This window comes from Streptomyces sp. NPDC000941, assembly GCF_053599555.1.
Window position 1 is genome coordinate 13,509 of record NZ_JBSFMM010000020.1, and the last position, 19,711, is coordinate 33,219.

17 protein-coding genes and 1 riboswitch are annotated in these 19,711 nt (G+C 71.5%); of the genes, 8 read left to right on the forward strand and 9 right to left on the reverse strand.

Going from position 1 to position 19,711, the window contains the following annotated elements:
- Window positions 1-3: 3 nt before the first annotated feature.
- Both ACWDSL_RS09620 and ACWDSL_RS09625 read right to left on the reverse strand, forming a co-directional pair.
- Window positions 4-261, reverse strand: coding sequence for a hypothetical protein (locus ACWDSL_RS09620; RefSeq protein WP_450483408.1), 258 nt, complete (start codon window positions 259-261; stop codon window positions 4-6).
- Window positions 258-578, reverse strand: a complete 321-nt coding sequence (locus tag ACWDSL_RS09625; RefSeq protein WP_450483410.1) for a hypothetical protein — start codon at window positions 576-578, stop codon at window positions 258-260. The genes ACWDSL_RS09620 and ACWDSL_RS09625 overlap by 4 nt, the downstream gene beginning before the upstream one ends.
- A gap of 183 nt (window positions 579-761) precedes the next feature.
- On the opposite strand from ACWDSL_RS09625, the gene ACWDSL_RS09630 reads away from it, so the two are divergent.
- Complete coding sequence (locus ACWDSL_RS09630; RefSeq protein WP_450483496.1) at window positions 762-1,592, forward strand: helix-turn-helix domain-containing protein; 831 nt, start codon at window positions 762-764, stop codon at window positions 1,590-1,592.
- Window positions 1,589-1,798 (forward strand): DUF397 domain-containing protein, encoded by a 210-nt coding sequence (locus ACWDSL_RS09635; protein WP_450483412.1) that lies wholly within the window; start codon window positions 1,589-1,591, stop codon window positions 1,796-1,798. Before ACWDSL_RS09630 ends, ACWDSL_RS09635 begins: the two co-directional genes overlap by 4 nt.
- Before the next feature lie 973 nt (window positions 1,799-2,771).
- Here the strand turns inward: ACWDSL_RS09635 and ACWDSL_RS09640 are convergent.
- Window positions 2,772-3,455: a lipoprotein gene (locus ACWDSL_RS09640; RefSeq protein ID WP_450483414.1), complete on the reverse strand. Its 684-nt coding sequence runs from the start codon at window positions 3,453-3,455 to the stop codon at window positions 2,772-2,774.
- A gap of 131 nt (window positions 3,456-3,586) precedes the next feature.
- On the opposite strand from ACWDSL_RS09640, the gene ACWDSL_RS09645 reads away from it, so the two are divergent.
- Together ACWDSL_RS09645 and ACWDSL_RS09650 are read left to right on the forward strand one after the other, a co-directional pair.
- Window positions 3,587-5,173 carry a serine/threonine-protein kinase gene (locus tag ACWDSL_RS09645; RefSeq protein WP_450483416.1) on the forward strand — a complete coding sequence of 529 codons (1,587 nt, stop codon included), beginning with the start codon at window positions 3,587-3,589 and terminating at the stop codon, window positions 5,171-5,173.
- Window positions 5,174-5,259: 86 nt separating this feature from the next.
- Window positions 5,260-6,324, forward strand: a complete 1,065-nt coding sequence (locus ACWDSL_RS09650) for an alpha-hydroxy acid oxidase (protein ID WP_450483419.1) — start codon at window positions 5,260-5,262, stop codon at window positions 6,322-6,324.
- A gap of 42 nt (window positions 6,325-6,366) precedes the next feature.
- Here the strand turns inward: ACWDSL_RS09650 and ACWDSL_RS09655 are convergent, their stop codons facing one another.
- The 3 genes from ACWDSL_RS09655 to ACWDSL_RS09665 all read right to left on the reverse strand — a co-directional run bounded on the left by ACWDSL_RS09655 (window position 6,367) and on the right by ACWDSL_RS09665 (window position 9,806).
- Window positions 6,367-7,473 carry a homoserine dehydrogenase gene (locus tag ACWDSL_RS09655; protein ID WP_450483421.1) on the reverse strand — a complete coding sequence of 369 codons (1,107 nt, stop codon included), beginning with the start codon at window positions 7,471-7,473 and terminating at the stop codon, window positions 6,367-6,369.
- A gap of 106 nt (window positions 7,474-7,579) precedes the next feature.
- Complete coding sequence (locus tag ACWDSL_RS09660; protein WP_450483423.1) at window positions 7,580-8,515, reverse strand: hypothetical protein; 936 nt, start codon at window positions 8,513-8,515, stop codon at window positions 7,580-7,582.
- A 220-nt stretch (window positions 8,516-8,735) separates the two neighbouring features.
- Window positions 8,736-9,806 carry an NlpC/P60 family protein gene (locus ACWDSL_RS09665; RefSeq protein ID WP_450483425.1) on the reverse strand — a complete coding sequence of 357 codons (1,071 nt, stop codon included), beginning with the start codon at window positions 9,804-9,806 and terminating at the stop codon, window positions 8,736-8,738.
- A gap of 301 nt (window positions 9,807-10,107) precedes the next feature.
- On the opposite strand from ACWDSL_RS09665, the gene ACWDSL_RS09670 reads away from it, so the two are divergent.
- Window positions 10,108-10,461 (forward strand): hypothetical protein, encoded by a 354-nt coding sequence (locus ACWDSL_RS09670; RefSeq protein WP_450483427.1) that lies wholly within the window; start codon window positions 10,108-10,110, stop codon window positions 10,459-10,461.
- Between the two features lie 191 nt (window positions 10,462-10,652).
- Window positions 10,653-11,300, forward strand: coding sequence for a L,D-transpeptidase (locus ACWDSL_RS09675; RefSeq protein WP_089512581.1), 648 nt, complete (start codon window positions 10,653-10,655; stop codon window positions 11,298-11,300).
- A 114-nt stretch (window positions 11,301-11,414) separates the two neighbouring features.
- Here ACWDSL_RS09675 and ACWDSL_RS09680 read toward each other — a convergent pair whose 3' ends face one another.
- Window positions 11,415-12,647, reverse strand: a complete 1,233-nt coding sequence (locus tag ACWDSL_RS09680) for an NlpC/P60 family protein (protein ID WP_450483429.1) — start codon at window positions 12,645-12,647, stop codon at window positions 11,415-11,417.
- An 8-nt stretch (window positions 12,648-12,655) separates the two neighbouring features.
- Window positions 12,656-12,833: riboswitch (cyclic di-AMP (ydaO/yuaA leader) on the reverse strand.
- Window positions 12,834-12,989: 156 nt separating this feature from the next.
- Between ACWDSL_RS09680 and pcrA the strand changes: the two genes are divergently transcribed.
- Window positions 12,990-15,482: a DNA helicase PcrA gene (gene pcrA / locus ACWDSL_RS09685; protein WP_450483431.1), complete on the forward strand. Its 2,493-nt coding sequence runs from the start codon at window positions 12,990-12,992 to the stop codon at window positions 15,480-15,482.
- Between the two features lie 88 nt (window positions 15,483-15,570).
- On the opposite strand, the gene ACWDSL_RS09690 is transcribed toward pcrA, so the two are convergent.
- Window positions 15,571-17,361 carry a peptidoglycan DD-metalloendopeptidase family protein gene (locus tag ACWDSL_RS09690; RefSeq protein WP_450483433.1) on the reverse strand — a complete coding sequence of 597 codons (1,791 nt, stop codon included), beginning with the start codon at window positions 17,359-17,361 and terminating at the stop codon, window positions 15,571-15,573.
- 184 nt (window positions 17,362-17,545) lie between these two features.
- Window positions 17,546-18,349 (reverse strand): alpha/beta fold hydrolase, encoded by an 804-nt coding sequence (locus ACWDSL_RS09695; RefSeq protein WP_450483435.1) that lies wholly within the window; start codon window positions 18,347-18,349, stop codon window positions 17,546-17,548.
- A gap of 414 nt (window positions 18,350-18,763) precedes the next feature.
- Between ACWDSL_RS09695 and ACWDSL_RS09700 the strand changes: the two genes are divergently transcribed.
- Window positions 18,764-19,174: a cobalamin B12-binding domain-containing protein gene (locus ACWDSL_RS09700; protein ID WP_450483437.1), complete on the forward strand. Its 411-nt coding sequence runs from the start codon at window positions 18,764-18,766 to the stop codon at window positions 19,172-19,174.
- Window positions 19,175-19,711 lie beyond the last annotated feature (537 nt).

Below are 19,711 nucleotides of genomic sequence, written 5' to 3' on the forward strand. Positions count from 1 at the left end.
TCTTCAGGACCGCTTGAAGCGGTCGGGGTTGTTGTGGTCGCGGTGGCGGGGGCACTGGCACGGCGGCCATGCCTGCCCCAATGAATAGGCGTCGCTCTTCTCCCCGGCAAGGACGGCCACGATCGCGTGGCGGGTGGTGACGACCCCGTCGCGTGCCATGGTGTAGACGCGCATCGTCATCTTCGGCCGCTTGTCCGGCTCCGGCTCCGGCTCCGGCTCCGGCTCCGGCTCCGGCCGCCCCGGCCGACTGTCGGCCATCATCGGCCTCCCCCGCCGTTGACCGGCGCGAGGAGCTGGAGCAGGCTGCGCAGGCTCCGCTTCACCGCGCCGAGGTGGTAGGCCAGTTCGTCCGGCGCGGCGTCGGCCAGGCTCAGCGCCTCGGCGGCGGCAAGGCTTTGCCCTGCCACGATGACGACGGCCTGCTCAAGGCCGTCGCGGGTGGGCTTTCCGGCCGCGACGCACGCGGGGCACAGGCCCGAATGCGGCTCGGTGGGGTTGTGAGGTCCGAAGTCGCCGGGGGTGGCGCACAGAGCACACCCGGGGGACGGGACGGGCATGCTCCGGTCGTCGGCGGTCACCAGAGCATCACCATCCCGTGCGGCGCACACACCGACAACTCCACCCGCGGTCGGTTCTCGCGCCGTTGCTCGTAGGCCACAACAACTCCTCTCCGTAGCGATTCCACTACCAAGCGGATTCAGCGTGACCTACAGTTGGAATGGCATCAACTTGCGCTATTTGCACGGATAGTTGGGCGGTGGCTGGTGAACCGGAAAGAGCTGAACCCTGAAGAGTCACGAAACGCGGCGTTTGGGCACTTTCTGCGTACCTTGCGGGATGAGCGCGGCTGGACTCAGGACGAGCTGGCGGAGCGCACGGGGTGCTCCGCGACGCATATCTCTGCTGTTGAAACTGGTCGCCGACCTCCAACTGTCCGTTTCGCGGCGAGTGCTGACAGGGCGCTCGGCACCGGAGACAGGCTCCAACGGCAGAGCCGTGCCCTTCGGCATACGGCGCTGCTGGAAGGGTTCCCGGAGTACGTGACGCATGAGGCACGCGCGGCAGAGATCAGGCTCTATGAGGTCGGAGTCATTCCTGGCCTGCTCCAGACACCGGAGTATGCGGCGGCGCTGGAGGCGGACGCCGTACGTCGGGAAGCGATCACCCCCGAACAAGCCAGTGAGCGCGTCGCGTTGGTAACGCAGCGGCAAGCGGCACTTGCCCGTACCCCAGCACCCTTGATCCTCGCGGTGCTTGATGAGGGGTGCGTCCTCCGGCCGATGGGTGATCGCGCGATCATGGACGCTCAGTTCGCCCGGCTGCTGGAGTTCGCCGAGCGTCCGAATACCGTGCTCCAGATCGCCCCGTTCCGAATGGGGGCACGTCGGCCGTTCAGCCTGCCCATTACGGTGCTGACGATGCCGGATCGCTCGCTCATGTCATACGCCGAGTCTGCCCACCGGGGGCACCTGGAGCGAGAAAGCAACGTCGCGCTGCCCATACTGGCGGCCTACCATCAGCTACAGGCCGAAGCCCTCTCTCAAGCGGCATCCGTGGCCATGATCGAGCAGTTACGAAAGGGCAACCCGTGACGACCGAATCCCCCCGTTGGTACAAGTCCTCATACAGCGGCAACGGCGGCCAGTGCATAGAGGTCGCCGCCAACCTCGCCGCCTCGCGCGGCGAGGTCCCCGTCCGCGACAGCAAGGACCCGCACGGCCCGGCGCTCACCTTCGAGTCGCGCGCCTGGTCGTCGTTCGTCGCCGCCGTCAAGGGCGGGGAGTTCCCCGCCACCTGACACCCACAGCCACCAACCAGCCACCAAAGCGTGCTCCTCGCCCATCCGGGCGCCCGTGGTGTGCGACTGGCTGAGCTCAAAGAGGCTCCGCCGCGCTCCGCCGCAGCTGCTGCCGCGCGGTGGCCGACCTGTAAGCCCGGCGGTGCGCTGGACCGGGGCGCGGGAGCGCGACGGATGGGCGGGCACCGGGGGACGGGGTCGGCTCTCCCTCCACCTGCTCTAAGAAAAGCGTTTGATGCAGTACTTGATGTAGAGCAAGTACTTTTTTGAGAGGGGGTGGGCGGAGGGCCCGAACCGGACCGGCGTCCACCGCTTCGGGCGACCATCCGCCGTCCCCCGCCCGCGAGCCGGTGACGCCCCCTTGGGCAAGACGGCGACGATGCCCCCGGCGCCCCTCCCCGTTCCCGCTGCTGGCCGCTGTGCGCCGAAGGCGCGAGACGATGCCCGCACGCGGCGTCCGGACCATGCCGTCCAGCGATCGCCGGCCCGTTCGTCGCGCTCCCGCACCCCGGCCGAGCGCACCGCTGGTCCCCTTGCCCGGCCGTCGCGCGGCAGCAGCTGCGGCGGAGCCAGTCGTAAGCTCAACACCGGGCCGAGCAATCTCGACACCGGGCCAGCCGCTCCCTTCCCTCTACTCGCATCGGCAACGTGACGGAATCCCCGCTGCCCGAGATATGCGGTCGTAACACACTGAGATCACTAGGGAGCGCGCAAATGGACGATCATTGAGACGACTTCCGTAAGTGGGCCACGGAGGGCAACGCCATTCAGCGGACCGAGGAGGAGTGGGCCACCATCGCCGGGTACATCCGGCACGCCGCGAACAAGATCGGCCCTGTGCTCCCGTTGTGCCGCCCCGGTGAGCCCCAGGAATGCGGTCCGACGCATCACGCGGCCCTCCGCCTTGCGATCGCACGTGCCCCCAGCTACCGCTGGGAGCTGCCCTTTGGCGCCGCAGGGCCTAGCGGCGCGGTCAGCTGCCGGCGCCTGCCATGGTCTGCTTGGCCAGCTCGTACGCGGGCAGCATGGCGTCGTGCTCACCGCTGTCGAGCCCGCCGAGGTGCAGTACGACGCCGCCCTTCGGGGTCACCACCGCGAACGCCCGCTCCCGCTTGGACTCGTCCAGATCGGGGTTGTCGAGGATGTAGCTGATCTCCGCGGCGGGCAGATCGCCGGCCTTCACATCGCTGTACTGGGCGTCGCGTACGCCCTTCTCCTCGGCCATGAACGCCTTCAGCAGCTGCCGGGGCTCGGTGCCGGCCGCGGCCTTGCCCTTGTCGCCGGTCCATACGCGCAGAAAGCCGATGTGCCCGGCGGGCTTCGCGTCGATCTCGCAGACGAGGGTCACCGGGCCTTGTGAGAGGAGGGTGGAGCCCAGCTCGGGGTCGGCCCCCTCCAGCTCCTTCACCGCCTCCGGGTTCCACGACTTGGCGAGGCTGAACCGCACCGGCAGCGCACACGCCGTGTCCCGGCCGCCGAGTTCGCCGCTCGCCGCCGCCACCTTGACGCTGCCCTTGCCGCTCTTCTCCCCCTTGCTGCCCCTGCCGCCCTTGGTGTCGTCGCCGGAGTCCGAGGAGCAGCCCGTCAGTGCCCCGAACATGCCGATCACGCCGATTGCCACAGCGGCGCCCACGGCTGCCCGACCAGGTATGCGCATTGCGCTGTTCCCCGCCTTCTCCACAGAAAAATCGAAAATTCGCCGCAGCATATCCGGAACGGATCCCGGTTGACTGGGGGCGATGTGCCACCGACGAACTGCGGCGACGGCGACGAGAGGCTGTGGGGATCATGAGCGGATCGGAGAAGCCGGTGCCGGACGGTCCGTTGGCTGAGGGGCCGTTACCGGGCCCGGCCCGCGCACCGGACGGAGTCGCCCCGCCGGCGGCCGGGGACCCGGCGCATATCGGCTCGTTCCAGCTGGTCGGGCGGCTCGGCGCCGGGGGCATGGGGCGGGTGTATCTGGGGGTGTCGCGGGCCGGGCGGCCGACCGCCGTGAAGGTCGTACGCGCCGATCTGGCCGAGGAGCCCGCCTTCCGCCGCCGCTTCGCCGCGGAAGTCGCCGCCGCCCGCCGGGTCCAGGGCCCGTACACCCCGGCCGTCGTGGCCGCCGACCCGGACGCCGAACTGCCCTGGCTGGCCACCTCGTACATCGCCGGGCCCTCGCTGGGCGAGACCGTCGAGGACGGCGGCCCGCTGGCGCCGCCCATGGCGCTGCGGCTCGGCGCCGGCGTCGCCGAGGCGCTGGGCGCCATCCACGCGGCCGGGGTGGTGCACCGCGACCTCAAGCCGAGCAATGTGCTGCTGGACGCCGACGGGCCGAAGGTCATCGACTTCGGGATCGCGGCCGCGGCCGACGCCACCCGGCTGACCAGCACCGGCGTCCGGCTCGGCACACTCGGGTTCATGTCGCCCGAACAGGCCGACGGGCGCCCGGTCACCCCCGCCTCCGACATCTTCGCCCTGGGCTGCGTGCTCGCGTACGCGGTCACCGGCCGGCCGCCGTTCGGCGACGGGCCGCCGAGCGAGGTGCTGTACCGCGTCATCAACGCCGAGCCGGACCCGGGCTACCTGGACTGCGGCGATCCGGAGCTGAGCGTGCTGATCGGCCGCTGTCTGCGCAAGTGGCCCGCGGACCGTCCGACCGTGGACCAGGTCATCGACGCCTGCGCCACCCGCGAAGGGCAGCCGCCGGGCTGGCCGGACGCCCGCCTCGGGCCCCGTATCGCCCGCGCTCACGCCGCTCTGGAACGCGCCTTGAGAGGGGATTCCAGTGACTCCGGGGGCAGTGGCTCCGGGAGACCTGTCGTTGAAGGCCGTACCGCCGGAGGTCGCGGCGCATGGCGGTCCCGGCGCGGCGCCATGGCCGGGGCCCTCCTCGGCGTTGCGGCCGTCGCGGTCGTCATCGCCGTCGTCCTGACCACGGGCGGCGACGAGGACGGCGGCGGCAAGGACAGCGGCAAGGATGGCGGCGGCGCCTGGTACACGGCCGGGTACAAGGGGCGGACCCTGACGCTCCCGGACTACGACCACTACATCGACCTGCCCACCGGCAAGGTCGTCAAGGGCGACGGCCGCTGGATGCTGAGCACCAACAGCGGCGGCGACGGCCACGGCGCCTTCGAGCTCCAGGACGCCACCGAGGCCCAGATCGCGGGGGAGCGGCCGGTCACTCCCGAGCGCTGTGCGGAGTTGGTCGCCCGCCGGCCGCTGCGCGAGAAGGTGCGCTTCGCCCAGGCGCCCGCCGGGCGGTGGTTCTGCATGCGCGACCGCATCTCGGGCGATGTCGCCGTCGTCCAGGTCCTGGACACCGACTCCGGCGACTACACCGTCACCGTCGCGGTCGACTACTACCACCGCGGGGACGCGACGGGATGAAACGTTTCCGGTCCCCGTACTCCTGTGCATAACGTGCTTGGGCCGCCCGCGACTTGTGATCGCGGGCAGGGAGGGAGACGCACGCTATGGGTACTGCCGGACCAGTAGCGGGGTTGGAAGCGGAACCCGAGTGGTGGGAGACCTGGGAGGCCGAAGCGGAGCGGCGGCTGCCGCCGCACGCATACGCGTACTACGCCTCCGGCGCCGGGCGTGACGTCACCCGGGACGAGGGGCTGCGCGACTGGGACGCGCTGCGGTTGCTGCCGCATATGCTGCGCCGCGTATCCGGGGTCGCCACCCGTACGACCGTGCTGGGCACCGAGGTCGCCACCCCGGTGCTCGTCGCCCCCATGGCGGGCCAGGAGTACGCCCACCCGGACGGTGAGCAGGAGATGGCCAAGGGCGCGGCCGGGGCCGGGTCCCTGCTGGGCGTGACGACCTGGACCGCCAGCCGCTTCGAGAACATCGCCGCCTCGGGTGCGCCCTGGTGGTACCAGGTGTACGTCATGCGCGACCGTGGCCTGACCGCCGAACTCGTCCGGCGCGCCGTCGATCACGGCGCCCGCGCCCTGCTGTTCACCGTCGACGTACCGGTGCTCGGCCGCCGCGGGGACAATCACCGGGCCGCCGACCTCGATCCGCTCGTGCGCCTGGTCAACCTGGATGGCCGTCAGGAGTTTCCGCGCGAAGCGGCCCAGATGGAGCCGGATCTGACGCCGGACCTGATCGGCTGGCTGCATGAGATCAGCGGGCTCCCGGTCCTGGTCAAGGGCGTGCTGCGGGCGGACGACGCCAAGGTCGTCGTGGACCACGGCGGCGCGGGCGTGGTGGTCTCCACCCACGGCGGCCGCCAGCTCGACCGCAGTGTGACCTCGGCGTCCGCGCTGCCCCGCGTGGTCGAGGCGCTGGCGGGCACCGGCGTCGAGGTCTACGCCGACAGCGGGGTGCGCCGCGGCGAGCACATAGCGGCGGCCCTCGCGCTGGGCGCCCGCGCGGTGTTCGTCGGCCGCCCGGCGCTGTGGGGGCTGGCGACGGAGGGGGCCGCGGGGGTGCAGGAGGCCGTGGACCGGCTCACCGCCGAACTCGCCCACACCATGACCCTGCTGGGCGTCGAGACCCCCGCCGCGCTCACCCCGGACCTCGTCGCCTGAGCTCGGCTCGCTCGCCTGCCCGGCTCGCCCGGCCCGCCCGTTTCAGCCGAAGCCGAGGCGCCGCGGCACCGCCACGTCCAGCGTGTCCTTGACCATGGCGAGCGCCGCGCCGAGCGGGCTGGAGCGGCCGCCGCTCACGGTGATGTCGCCCGCGTCCGGACAGCCGTAGACCACGGCCTTCTCCGGCCCGGTGAGCGCGTGCAGCGGGTCGCCGGGCGCGGTCCGCTCCAGGCGGACCCGAACCAGCAGCGGCTCGTCGGCGCTCGCGCTCGCGACCGCGCGCAGCCGGTGGCCCGAGGCGGCGGCCTCCCGCGCGGCCCGCGCCGTGCCGTCGTCCACCGGCTCGGTCTCGGTACGGACCGCCGAGGCGTCCCAGCCCCACAGCAGGGCCGCCAGCAGCCGCGCCTTCGTGGCGGCGTCGGAGCCGGACAGATCGGCGCTGGGGTCGGCCTCGGCGATCCCGCGCCGCCGCGCCTCGGCGACCGCGTCGGCCAGGGAGTCGCCGGCCGCGAGGCGGTCGAGCACGAAGGTGGCGGTGCCGTTCGGGCAGGCGCGGATCGTACGACAGCCGAGGCCGCGTACACCGGCCCTGGCCAGGTCGCCCGCGGGCAGGGCGGCGCCGGTGGCGCCCGAGATCCTGATCAGGCTGCCGCCCTCCGCCGCGGCCCGGTCCAGCTCCCGCCAGTGGCTGAGCAGATGGCTCTTGGTGGCGGTGACCACGTGGACGCCGCGGCGCAGGGCCAGCAGCGCCTCGGCGGCCGCCTGGTCGCGCACCTCGGGGGACGAGGGCAGGCACTGGACCAGCACCCCGGCCCCCGTACGGTCCAGCGTCTCGGCCAGTGACGGCAGCGGGCGCCACGGTCCGAGCGGGGCCCGGGGCGGCGGGGGCGCCCAGGTGGCCCTGGCGTCCCCGGCGTCCCCGGTGCCCCCTGCGTCCTCGCCGTCCCCGGTGCCCCCGGTGCCAGCGCCTTCGGTCGGCGGCGGCAGGTACTCGGCCGAGCTGGTCCGTACGGCCGCGAGGCGCAGCCGCGCTCCGTGGCGGTCCGCGAGGGCGTCGCCGTGTGCGGCGAGGTGGTCGACGTAGGCCCGGCCGACCGGGCCGTAGCCCGACAGCACGACGGAGACCGGGGCGGCGCTGTGCTCCGACACGGATTCAGCTCTCTTTCTCACCTGGCTGGATACGGCCGTTGGGGTTGGGCGGGCCTCCCGCACGGTACGCCCGCCCGTCCACCGGTCCGTCGGTCGGGCCCGTCGGTCAGCCGAAGCGGACGGACGAGACGTCGTTGTCGAAGCCGATGGCCGCCAGGTCGGCGACATCGCCGGTCACGACCTTGGACCTGCCGGTGCAGTCGGGCCCGGACCAGATCTTCAGCGAGCCGTCGGCCGACAGGGAGGAGGCGACGTCGTCGCGCGCCACGTTCTGGCAGCCCGGACCGGCCAGGCCCTGCGCCCCGTTGTCGGCGAATCCGGCGTCGTCGAACAGGATGACGCTGGTGGCCTTGGCGGTCCCGCCGCTCGGGGCAGAGCCCGCGGGGTTGTTTTCGGGTCGACCGGCCTTCTGGCCGTCGGGCGTCACGCCGAACCAGGTGCCGCCGACGCCCTGGCCGTTGGTGTCCCCGGGCTTGGCGTCCTTGCTGAAGCGGTAGACCGGCCAGCCGTTGATGGTGACCTGGCGGGTGCCGTCGGCGCGCTTGATCACACCGATCGCGGACGGCTTGACCCCGTCCACGAAGATCTTGCCGCCGGGGGCGATGAGGACCGGCGGCCAGGTGGTGGCGCAGGCACCCTCACAGTTGGACTTGGACGGCATGGCGGTGTCCTTGTCGAAGCGGTAGAGGGTGAAGCCGGCGCCGTTGACCACGACCGGGTTCAGCGCCCCGGCCCGGCCCGCGGAGAGCTGGACCCACTTACGGGCCTTGGGGGTGCCCGAGCCCGCCCAGTCGCCGGTCTTCGGGGCCGCGCCGCCCTGCTTGGCGGTGCCGCTGCGGAACGAGAGGTCCATGGCGCCCGAGGCCGCCGAGGACCGCTCCGACTCCGACGTCTTCTGCGACGACTGGGGCGCCTTCGAGGTCTGGGACGCCTGGGACGCCTTGGAGTTCTGCGCCGAGTCGTCGCCGCCCCCGCAGGCCGTCAGCAGCAGCACACCGGTCGTGGCGAGGGCGGCGAATGCGGCGGAACGCTTACCGAGCATGAGGATCTTCTCCTGTAGGTCATTCGCTCCCGAACCACCCGGGTGCGATCACTCCTCAGCACGTAGCGGGTGGCCGGACCGGCCCAGCCGATGACGTATCGGGTACAGGCCTTCGACGTGATGCGGACAAACCCCACCCGGCGGTGACGGAGCGGACGGTTCCGTGACACACGGGCGGGGCCGGTCGGTGAGGCCGGCGGCCCCTACCCGGGGCGAGCCCCTACGCGGGGCGGGTCGCGCCCGCGAACGGCATCTGGTCGATCGGCGCCACGCGGACGGGCGCGCCGGGGCGCGGGGCGTGGATCATGCGGCCGCCGCCGACGTAGAGGCCGACATGGCTGACGCCGGAGTAGAAGAAGACCAGGTCACCGGGGGCGAGCTCGGTACGCGAGACCCGTCGGCCCGTATTGATCTGGGTGTAGGTGGTGCGCGGCAGCGCCACCCCGGCGGCCCGCCAGGCGGCCTGGGTCAGCCCCGAGCAGTCGTAGCCCTGCGGGCCGGTCGCGCCCCAGACGTACGGCTTGCCGAGCGCCCCGTACGCGTAGGAGACGGCGCGGGCCGCACGGCCCGACGTGGCGTACGGCGCGGCGCCTTCAACATCCCTGGCCTCGCGGGCCTCGCGGGCCTCGCGGGCCTCCCGGGCCTCCCGGGCCTCCCGGGCTTCCTGGGCCTCGTAGCGGCGGCGCTGTTCGCTGGTCAGCCGGTCGAGGAGGGCCTTGGCGGCGGCGAGCTTCTTGCGGGCGACGCCCTTGTGGCGCGCGAGCGCCGCCTGAGCGCCGTGCAGCTGGTCGAGCTTGTCCTGCGCCTCACCGCGCAGCTGGCGTAACTTCCGGGTCTGGCGGGAGAGGCCCGCGACGGTGGCGGCCTGGCGGCTGCTCGCGCGGTCGGCGAGGGAGGCCCGCCGCAGAAACTGTTCGGGGGAGGAGGCCAGCGCGAGCTGGAGGGTGGGCGCGACGGTGCCGGAGCGGTACTGGGCGGTGGCGATGGCGCCCAGCGCGTTGCGCGAGGCGTTCAGCCGCGCCGTACCGCGGGCCGCCTGGTCGCGCAGCCGGTCGAGCGCCTGGCGGGCCTGGTCCGCCTTCGCCTTCGCGCCGTTGTACTTCTCGTTGGCCTCCTCGGCCTCCCGCTGGTACTGGTCCACCTTCGCCCGCACCTGGGCGGGGGTGGGGCGGGTCTCGGCGTGGCCGGTGCCGCTGATGGCGGTGACGGCGGCGCCCGCGAGGGCGACGGCGGCGGTCCAGGCGGTCCCGCCCGTGAGCGAGCGCTGCTTGGGCTTCCTGTGCGACGCCACGGCGGCGGGTCACCTTCCCTTTTCTTCGCGGTCCTATCGATCGGGCAGGTGGCAGCCCGCCCATGAGGCGGGGACCCTCGGCTGACGGGAAGCGGACTGCCACCTGGGGGAGGAAGCTAGGCGGGCGGGCGCGTACGGGCGGTGCGATGAACGGGAGTGGACGGATTCGGCGCCCTGATGCCCGTATCCGACCGCCCGGCGCCCGGCCGCGGATGACTCGCGGGGCGGCCGTGACCGAAGCGGCGATCGTGACCCACCCGGTTGCCGGGGGCTGCTATGGGCAGGGCTACGCTCGCCAACCATGGACGTCCTCATCAATGTTTTCGTCGGGCTGCACATCGTCGGCATCGCGGCGCTGCTCGGCGGCTTCCTGGCGCAGCTGAAGCCGATGCGCGCAGGCGAGGGGCGGATGACCCCGGGGATGCTGCACGGCGCGCTGACCATGCTGGTGACCGGTGCCGCGCTGGTGGGGCTCAACCAGGCCGACGACAACACCGTCAACAACATCAAGATCGGTGTGAAGCTGGCGCTGCTGATCGTGGTGCTGGGGCTGGTTTATGTGAAGCGCGACGATGAAAAGGTCGAATCGTCGGCCCTCGGCGCGGTCGGGCTGCTCACCACGGCCAACATCTTCATCGCCGTCCTGTGGACGTAATTCCTGTGGACATAATTTCCGTCCTCATTTTCGTCCTCTGGGCGTAATTTTCCGTACAACCCCCCGGCCCCGTCGGCTGTCCAACCGGGCAGAGCAGCTGTCTTACCTGGCAAGGCAGCCGAAGGGAGCGGGCAGTGGGGGTACTTGGGGGTTGGGGCCGCCGGACGGGCGTGGCCCTGGGGGTGGCGGGGATGGTGGTGCCGCTGGCGGTCGCGCTCGGCACCCCGGCGCAGGCCGCCTCGTCGTGCACGACGAGCGTCGGGCCGTACCAGAAGCAGGTGGAGAAGTTCCTGGGCCGCCCGGTGGACGGGCGGCAGTCGCGTACGGACTGTCTGGCGATCCAGAAGTTCCAGATCAACCACGGGATCAGCCCCACGATCGGCTATGCGGGGCCGGTCACCTGGGGCGTGATGAAGCTGATCAACTCGCAGAAGGCGGCCGGGCACAACCCGAACAAGGCGAGAAAGTGCCCCACCAACAAGGGCCGTATCGCCTGTGTGGACCTCACCCGCCAGCTGAGCTGGATCCAGGACGGCTCGCGGCTGAAGTTCGGCCCGGTGCCGGTGCGCACCGGGCGCGACCGGTATGAGACCCGGGGCGGCCTGAAGAAGGTCTACTGGCGGGACATCGACCACTGGTCGACGCTCTACGACGTCGCGATGCCGTACAGCCAGTTCTTCGACGGCGGCCAGGCCTTCCACTCCATCGCGGGCAGCGTGTGGTCGCCGCCGGGCTCCCACGGCTGCGTCAACATGCGCAAGGGCGACGCCAAGAAGTACTGGAGCCTGCTGCGCAACGGCGACGACGTATACGTCTACGGCCGCAAGCCCGGCACCTGAGCCGCGCCGCCCGGCACCTGAGCCGCGCAGCCGCCTCCCGGGCCCCGGAGCGCCCCTTCGGGACCCGGGGAGGCCCTTATGGGGCCCGGGGAGGCAGGAAAGGCAGGAAAGCCGCTAGGCGGCCGGGCGGACGCTGCCGTAGATCGGCATCTCGGTGATCGGCGCCTTCTTGACCACATCGCCCGGCTTCGGGGCGTGGATCATCATTCCGTCGCCTATATAGATGCCGACATGGCTGATGTCGTCATAGAAGAAGACGAGATCGCCCGGCTGGAGGTCGGCGGTCGACACGCGCGTGCCGACCTTCACCTGGTCCCAGGTGGTGCGCGGCAGTGAGACCCCGGCGGCCTTCCAGGCGGCCTGGGTGAGCCCCGAGCAGTCGTAGGAGTTGGGGCCGGTCGCGCCCCAGACGTACGGCTTGCCGATCTGCGCCTGCGCGAAGGCGATGGCCTTGTCGGCCTTGGTGGAGGTCGAGCTGGAGGACCCCGAGGAGCTGGACCCCGAAGATCCCGAGGTGCCGGACGATCCCGAGGAACCGGAAGACCCCGAGGAACCGGAGGAGCTCGACGAGTCGGAGGAGTTCGCCTGCTCCTGCCGCCGCTTCGCCGCCTCCTCCTGCGCCCGCTTGGCCGCCGCCTCCCGCTGCTGCTGGGCCAGCGCCGCCGCCTTGCGCCGGGCCTCCTCTTCCTTCTTCTTCTCGATCACCGCCAGCCGCGCCTTCTCCTCGGCGGTCAGCTTCGACAGCAGCTCACGGGCCTGGGTGAGCTTGCCCTGGACGGTCTTCTTCTTGGTCTTCAGCTGCTGCTGCGACCGGGTCAGCGACGCAAGGCTCTTGCCGGCCTTCGTACGCTCCTTGGCGGCCTTGGCCTGCTGCGACAGGAAGTCGTCGACGGCCTGCTTCTGCTCGCCGGACAGCCGGTCCATCAGATGGGACTGGTCGAAGATGTCCCGCGGGTCCTTGGCGAACAGCAGGGTCGCCGTGCTGTTGGCCATGCCGCCGCTGCGGTACTGCGCCGCCGCATAGCTGCCCAGCTTGCGCCGTGCCTCGTTCAGCTTCTCGGTGCGCTTGGCGACGCTGTCCAGCAGCCGGTCGACCTTGGCGCGCTGCTCGCCCGTGCGCTCCTTGGCGGCGTTGTACGCCTGGGTCGCGGATTCGGCCTGGTGGTAGAGCGTGTCGACCTTCTTCTTGACCTCTTCGACCGTTGGCTTGGGCTTACCGGGCTCGGCGCTCGCCGTCTGGGAGAGGAGGGTGACGGAGGCGAGGGCGGCCGTCGTGACCCCGACGGCGGTGCGGCGGCCGGTGGCCGAGTCCAGTATTCGGGTCCGCGGCTTGCGGTGCGACGCCAAGGGAGGCGACTCCTTCCGTGGACCGCCTACCGGGTTAGCTGTCGGGTTCGGGCGTACGGAAGGCTGCCCTACGGTCCGTGCGGCGGACGGCTACTGTCGCCACGTGGGCCGATTCACCCCAGTGGTACCTCTGGGTCCCCGGCTCCGGCTGCCTCGCGGCGAGGCCGGACTCGGCGGAAACAGCCCGTGCCGACGTGGTCGCCGACGGGTTCCGGACCGTCTGATGAAGGACCGTAGTGGTCTTGTGGGGCTCATGTGAAGGCTGGTGTTCGAATTGTCCCGAAACCGTTTCGTGACTTCCGCGCATACGCTGTCAGTGCGGCGCCCTAGACTCGGTGAGCGATGAGCAGCCTCTTTGATGACAGCTTCCTGGCGGACCTCGGGCCCTCGGACGAGGAGCCCCCGCCGCCCGAGGACGACGGCGGGCCCGCCGCTGAGGACGTCCCGCACGACCTCTTCGGCGGGAAGTTCGACGCGCCCGCCCCCAGGGAGACGTACTACCGCGACGGCGCGGCGCGCCCCGCGGTCGATCCGGTCGCGCTCCTGGAGGGGATGAACGAGCAGCAGAGGGCCGCCGTGGTGCACACCGGCTCGCCGCTGCTGATCGTCGCGGGCGCCGGGTCCGGCAAGACCCGGGTGCTCACCCACCGCATCGCGTATCTGCTCGGCGCGCGCGGCGTGCACCCCGGCCAGATCCTCGCCATCACCTTCACCAACAAGGCCGCGGGCGAGATGAAGGAGCGGGTCGAGGAGCTGGTCGGCCCGCGTGCGAACGCCATGTGGGTGTCGACGTTCCACAGTGCCTGCGTGCGCATCCTGCGCCGGGAGTCCAAGAAGCTCGGCTTCACCTCCTCCTTCTCGATCTACGACGCGGCCGACTCCAAGCGGCTGATGGCGCTGGTCTGCCGGGATCTGGACCTCGACCCGAAGCGGTATCCGCCCAAGTCCTTCAGCGCCAAGGTCTCCAACCTGAAGAACGAGCTCATCGACGAGGAGACCTTCGCCGGACAGGCCTCGGACGGCTTCGAGAAGACGCTCGCCGAGGCGTATGTGATGTACCAGTCGCGGCTGCGCGAGGCCAATGCCCTCGACTTCGACGACATCATCATGACGACGGTCAATCTGCTCCAGGCATTCCCCGACGTCGCCGAGCACTACCGCCGCCGCTTCCGCCATGTCCTGGTCGACGAGTACCAGGACACCAACCACGCGCAGTACACGCTGGTGCGCGAGCTGGTGGGCCCGGGCTCGGCGGCCGCCGCGGGCGGCGGCGCGGACGAGGGCGAGGTGCTCGGGGCCGCCGAGCTGTGCGTGGTGGGCGACGCCGACCAGTCGATCTACGCCTTCCGGGGCGCCACGATCCGTAACATCCTCCAGTTCGAGGAGGACTATCCGGACGCCACGACCATCCTCCTGGAGCAGAACTACCGCTCCACCCAGACGATCCTCAGCGCGGCCAACGCCGTTATCGAGCGCAATGAGAACCGGCGCCCGAAGAACCTGTGGACCGACGCCGGCGCCGGGGCGACCATCACCGGCTATGTGGCCGACACCGAGCACGACGAGGCCCAGTTCGTCGCCGACGAGATCGACCGGCTGACCGACGCGGGCGACGCCAGGTCCGGAGACGTGGCGGTCTTCTACCGGACCAACGCGCAGTCCCGTGTCTTCGAAGAGATCTTCATCCGGGTCGGGCTGCCGTACAAGGTCGTCGGCGGTGTGCGCTTCTACGAGCGCAAGGAGGTCCGCGACGTCCTCGCGTATCTGCGGGTGCTGGCCAACCCGGAGGACACCGTCCCGCTGCGCCGGATTCTGAACGTGCCCAAGCGCGGCATCGGCGAGCGCGCCGAGGCGATGATCGACGCGCTGTCGCTGCGCGAGAAGATCACCTTCCCGCAGGCGCTGCGCCGCGTCGACGAGGCATACGGTATGGCGGCCCGCTCGGCCAACGCGGTCAAGCGGTTCAACGTGCTGATGGAGGAGTTGCGCACGATCACCGAGTCGGGCGCCGGGCCGGCCACCGTACTGGAGGCGGTGCTGGAGCGCACGGGCTATCTGGCGGAGCTCCAGGCGTCCACGGACCCGCAGGACGAGACCCGTATCGAAAACCTCCAGGAGCTGGCGGCCGTCGCCCTGGAGTACGAGCAGGAGCGCGGCGAGGAGAACCCGGGCACGCTCGCGGAGTTCCTGGAGCAGGTCGCGCTCGTCGCCGACTCCGACCAGATCCCCGACGACGACACCGAAGGCGCCGGGGTCATCACGCTGATGACGCTGCACACCGCCAAGGGCCTCGAGTTCCCGGTGGTCTTCCTCAGCGGTATGGAGGACGGGGTCTTCCCGCATATGCGCGCGCTCGGCCAGACGAAGGAGCTGGAGGAGGAGCGGCGGCTGGCGTACGTCGGCATCACGCGGGCGCGCGAGCGGCTGTATCTGACTCGGTCGACGATGCGCAGCGCCTGGGGCCAGCCCGCGTACAACCCGCCGTCCCGCTTCCTGGAGGAGATCCCGGACCAGTACATGCGCTGGCAGCGGACCGGGCCCTCCACCCCGTCGGCGTCGATGGGCGCGGTCGGGGCCACCGCCGGGGTCGCGTCCTCGCTGTCCTCGTCGCGTTCGAGGGCGGGGTCCGGGGCCGGTGGCTTCGCCACGCGGCGGGCCACAGAGCGGCCGGTGGTCGCGCTGGCCATCGGCGACCGGGTCACTCATGACGCGTTCGGGCTGGGCACCGTGGTCGCGGTGAAGGGCAGCGGGGACAACGCGGAGGCGACGATCGACTTCGGCGACGAGAAGCCCAAGCGGCTGCTGCTGCGGTACGCGCCGGTGGAGAAGCTGTAGGGGGGCGCCTGGCGGCCCCGGCACCTGCGCCTACTGGTGTGGGGCCTGGGGCTACTGGTGGGGGCCCTGGGTCGGGGCGGGCCTGGGGCTATGTCGGGTCGAGCCCGTGGGAGCGCAGCCACGGCAGCGGGTCTATGGCCGAGCCGCCGCCGGGGTGCACCTCGAAGTGAAGGTGTGGCCCGGTGGAGTTGCCGGAGTTCCCGGAGTACGCGATGACGTCCCCGGCCTTGACCGAACCGGCCCGGATCTTGGCGCTGCTCAGATGGCAGTACCAGGTCTCGGTGCCGTCCGGGCTGGTCAATATGACCATGTTGCCGTAGGCGTTGTTCCACTGGGTGCGTACGGTGCCGTCGGTCGCGGCCATGACCGGCGTGCCATAGCTGACCGGGAAGTCGATGCCGGTGTGCACGGACATCCAGTTGATGCCCGCCTGGCCGAAGCTGGCGCTCAGCCCGTGCTGCGAGACGGGCAGCGCGAACTTCGGCCGCAGCGCCTCCTTGCGGGCGGCCTCCTGGATCTTGCGCTGCCGCTCGGCGGCCTGGCGCGCCTTCAGATCGATCCGCTCCTGGGTGCGGCTGGCGCGGTCCCGGAAGTCATCGGCGTCCTCGAGGCCCGCGGCGAGCTGGGTGTCCAGCTTGCTGTTGGCGACCGAGGCCTTGACCGGCGGGGTGTCGGAGGCGGCCTGGGTGGTCTTGGCGTCCTTCTTGTCGTCGCCGATGTTGGCGACGGAGGCGGCGGCCACGGCGGTGACGCCCAGCGCGCAGACGGACGGGACGGCGACGGTGAGGAGCGCCGAGCGTTTGGGGCGGGCCGAGGGGGCGCGGCGGCGGCTGCTGCGGCCGCCGTCCCGGCGGGGCGAGGGAACCGACGCCACCTCGGGCGCGACGTCCTCGAAGTCGGCGGCCGTGCCGCCTTCGTTGTGGGCGGCGGGGTCGGTGGGGTCGGCGGCGTCGGCCCTGTGGGCCGCGTCGGCCTCGGGTGAGTCGAGATCGAGGTCCAGGGCCATCAGGGCGGTCTGGGTCTCGGCCTCGTGCACGGGCCCCGCCCCGGGTTCCGGCTCCGCCTCGGGGGCGGCGTACGGCTGCTCGGCGGACTGCTGATATCCGCCGTGCTCGTACCCGCCCTCGTGGTACTCGCTCTGGCCGTGGCCGTTCTGGTCGTATCCGCGCTGGTCATACTCGCCGTGGCTGTATTCGCCTTGGCCGTATTCGCCCTGGTCGTATTCGCCTTGGCCGTATTCGCCTTGGCCGTATTCGCCTTGGCCGTATTCGCCCTGGTCGTATTCGCCCTGGTCGTAGCGCGACTCGTCGACGGTCGCATAGGCGCTCATGTCCCAGAACTGGGTCTGGCCGGTGTCGACCCCCGACGTGTCGTACTGCCCGGTGCCGTCCCACTGGGCGCCGGCCGTCAGATCGGCGCCGGCCGTCAGATCGTGGTGGCCGGTGGTGTCCCAGGCGGAGGCGTCCCAGTGGCCGCCGGTGTCCGAGTCCTGTTGGGCCGGGATGGTGCCGGCCAGCGGAACGCCGGAGCCGGCCCACATCGCGGTGGTGTCATAGGTTCCGGAGGTACCGGAGTCATAGACGCCGGAGTCGTAGGCGCCGGCCGCGGCGCCCCACTGCGTGGCGTCGTACTGCCCGCTGCCGGTTCCGTCGTGCCCGGTCCCATAGCCGCCGCCGTGGTCGCCGGGGAGGGAGCCGAAGAGGGGGTCGCCATCGCCGTATGCGGCGGTGAGGTTGTCGAAGCTGCCGGTGGAGTAGCCGTCGTACCCGGCGTAGCCGTGCGCTGTGCCCTGCTGGTCGTATGCCTCGTAATACGGATATGAGGCGTCAGGAGCGGGGACGGTCGAGGTTGTGATCCCCGACGGGTGACGGTCGTTCACCACCAACTTCTCTTTCGCCTCGGCAGCAGGAGAATTAGCGGCGACTGTACCCGCCGGTTCGGGACGGCGACAATCTTCATCAGGTTTTGAGTAACGCCGGAACGGTCATTTGGCCGTCTTTCGGCTGACTGGCTGCCGTAATTTGGCCGGGTGTTCGATTACTGTTCGGCAACTTCCTGCCCCTTCACGCAACCGAAGCGGCACCGGAAGCGTCTGTCGGCGCCCTTTCGGCGGCATCCAGCGCCTCGCGGACTTCCCCGGCGATCGCATGGTGCACCGGGAGGGTGAGATGCCCGATTCCGCTGACGCGGATGTTGCGCGCCCGTAGATCCGGATGGTCGATACGGGCCGTCTCCGCGGGGATCATCAGCTGATCCACATCGCTCCAGAAGCCGATGAACCGAGTACGGCAATCGGGCGCGGGGAGCCGCAATTCCTCGATCACATCGGAATCCGGGCACATCTGGCGCACCAGCGGATGCGCGGACAGCAGGGGCGCGGTGCGGGTGCCGGAGTGTGGGGTGCCGAGGGTGACCAGCGTATGCACAAAGGCGTCCCCGCCCAGCCGCTGCACGTAGTAACGGGCGATCAGACCGCCCAGGCTGTGCCCCACGATATCCACCCGGCTATGGCCGGTGCGCGCGCGGATCTCCCGCACATGGCGGTCGAGCAGCGCGGCGGCGGTGCGGATATCGCAGGTGAGCGGGGAGTAGTTGAGTGCCGTCACGTGCTGTCGGCCGTCCCGGCGCAGGGAGCGGCGCAGCAGGACGAAGACGGAGCGGTTGTCGATGAAGCCGTGCAGCAGGAGGACCGGGCGGTGGGCCTGGTTGTCGGTGGGCAGCCGGGTCGGGGTGCCGGGCGATGGTGGTGCGGCAGGCGGCGGTGCGGCAGGTGGGCGCTCTTGGAGCAGGCCGGTCGGATAGAGGAGAACATGCCCGGCGAGGATCGCCAGGTCGAGGACGGTAGCGCGAATCCGGGTGAGGCCCATGGCGGCCGACCTCCTCAACGGCGCACGGGAGGCGGCACTGCCCCCGTGAGCCCTCGCGGGAAGCCTGCGGTGGGTGGACGGTGGTGGTGGACGTCGTGGTCGTGGCGGTACGACCGCGCCGTCGCACCGCGGCGCCAGGCGGCTCGTGCTGATGGCGCTGCGCGGTGCGACGGTCCCCGCTGCGGCTCCCCTGGTGGCCGGCCCGATGCGTGGAACCGCCTCGCGGTGGTCGAGGCGGAGGTGGGTGCGGCCGAGGTGAATGTGTCCCATGTGTGATTTCCCCCTTGCCGCGCGCCGTGAAACTGCTGCGTGCGGGATGCTGTAGATAACGTTCGTTCACGTTCGCGTCCCGCGACGGCGGTCCGCGAGATCCGCGCGCGACGCACCGCGAGGGATGACGACATGGAGGCTGCGATGGGTGTGACCGGTCCGATCCGTGTGGTGGTGGCCAAGCCTGGGCTCGACGGTCACGACCGCGGGGCGAAGGTCATCGCGCGGGCGCTGCGGGACGCGGGCATGGAGGTCATCTACACCGGCCTCCACCAGACGCCCGAGCAGATCGTCGACACCGCGATCCAGGAGGACGCCGACGCGATCGGGCTGTCCATCCTCTCCGGCGCCCATATGACGCTCTTCGCGAAGGTGCTTGAGCTGCTGCGGGAGCGCGACGCGGAGGACATCAAGGTGTTCGGCGGCGGCATCATCCCCGAGGCGGACATCCCGCTGCTGAAGGAGCAGGGGGTGGCCGAGATCTTCACCCCGGGGGCCACGACCACCTCGATCGTGGAGTGGGTCAGAGCGAACGTACGGCCGGTGGCCGCGTAACCCCGCGGTGCGCGCGGGCCGCGCGGGCCGCGCGTGTGGCCGCACCTCGCGCCCGGCACGGCGCCGCCGAAACGGATCCCGTGCCGCCCGGCCGACCGCTACGGCGCCGCGCCCGCGCTACGGCGCCGCGCCCGCGTCAGCCGGCCCATCCGGCGCCTTGCGCGGTCAGCACGACCGACCGACTGATGCCGCGTCGGCCGAGGTTCGCCCAGCAGCCAGCGGGCCGGTCGCAGCGGCCCAAGGGCGCCCCGATGGCGAAGCCGGCGCCCTGGTGTGGTCAGCGCGCAAGGCGCCGGATGGGCCGGCTGACGCGGCGCTAGGGGGCCGGTGCCGGACCGGTCGGTGCCGGGCCTGGCGCCGCCGGATGGGCCGGGGCCGGGTGGGTCGCCGCCGGGCCGATTGACGCCCCGTGCGTCGGCGCCGGGCTGGTTGGCGCCGGACCGGTGGGTGCTGGGCCGGTGGGTGCTGGGCCGGTCTCCGCCGGGTGGTTCGCCGTCGGGCCTGGCGCCGCCGGGTGGTTCGCCGTCGGGCCAGTCG

Coding starts and splice junctions, on each gene's coding strand:
- ACWDSL_RS09620 (WP_450483408.1), bottom strand. CDS start 261: ATGATGGCCGACAGTCGGCCGGGGCGGCCGGAGCCGGAGCCGGAGCCG.
- ACWDSL_RS09640 (WP_450483414.1), bottom strand. CDS start 3,455: ATGCGCATACCTGGTCGGGCAGCCGTGGGCGCCGCTGTGGCAATCGGC.
- ACWDSL_RS09645 (WP_450483416.1), top strand. CDS start 3,587: ATGAGCGGATCGGAGAAGCCGGTGCCGGACGGTCCGTTGGCTGAGGGG.
- ACWDSL_RS09650 (WP_450483419.1), top strand. CDS start 5,260: ATGGGTACTGCCGGACCAGTAGCGGGGTTGGAAGCGGAACCCGAGTGG.
- ACWDSL_RS09660 (WP_450483423.1), bottom strand. CDS start 8,515: ATGCTCGGTAAGCGTTCCGCCGCATTCGCCGCCCTCGCCACGACCGGT.
- ACWDSL_RS09670 (WP_450483427.1), top strand. CDS start 10,108: ATGGACGTCCTCATCAATGTTTTCGTCGGGCTGCACATCGTCGGCATC.
- ACWDSL_RS09675 (WP_089512581.1), top strand. CDS start 10,653: ATGGTGGTGCCGCTGGCGGTCGCGCTCGGCACCCCGGCGCAGGCCGCC.
- pcrA (WP_450483431.1), top strand. CDS start 12,990: ATGAGCAGCCTCTTTGATGACAGCTTCCTGGCGGACCTCGGGCCCTCG.
- ACWDSL_RS09695 (WP_450483435.1), bottom strand. CDS start 18,349: ATGGGCCTCACCCGGATTCGCGCTACCGTCCTCGACCTGGCGATCCTC.
- ACWDSL_RS09700 (WP_450483437.1), top strand. CDS start 18,764: ATGGGTGTGACCGGTCCGATCCGTGTGGTGGTGGCCAAGCCTGGGCTC.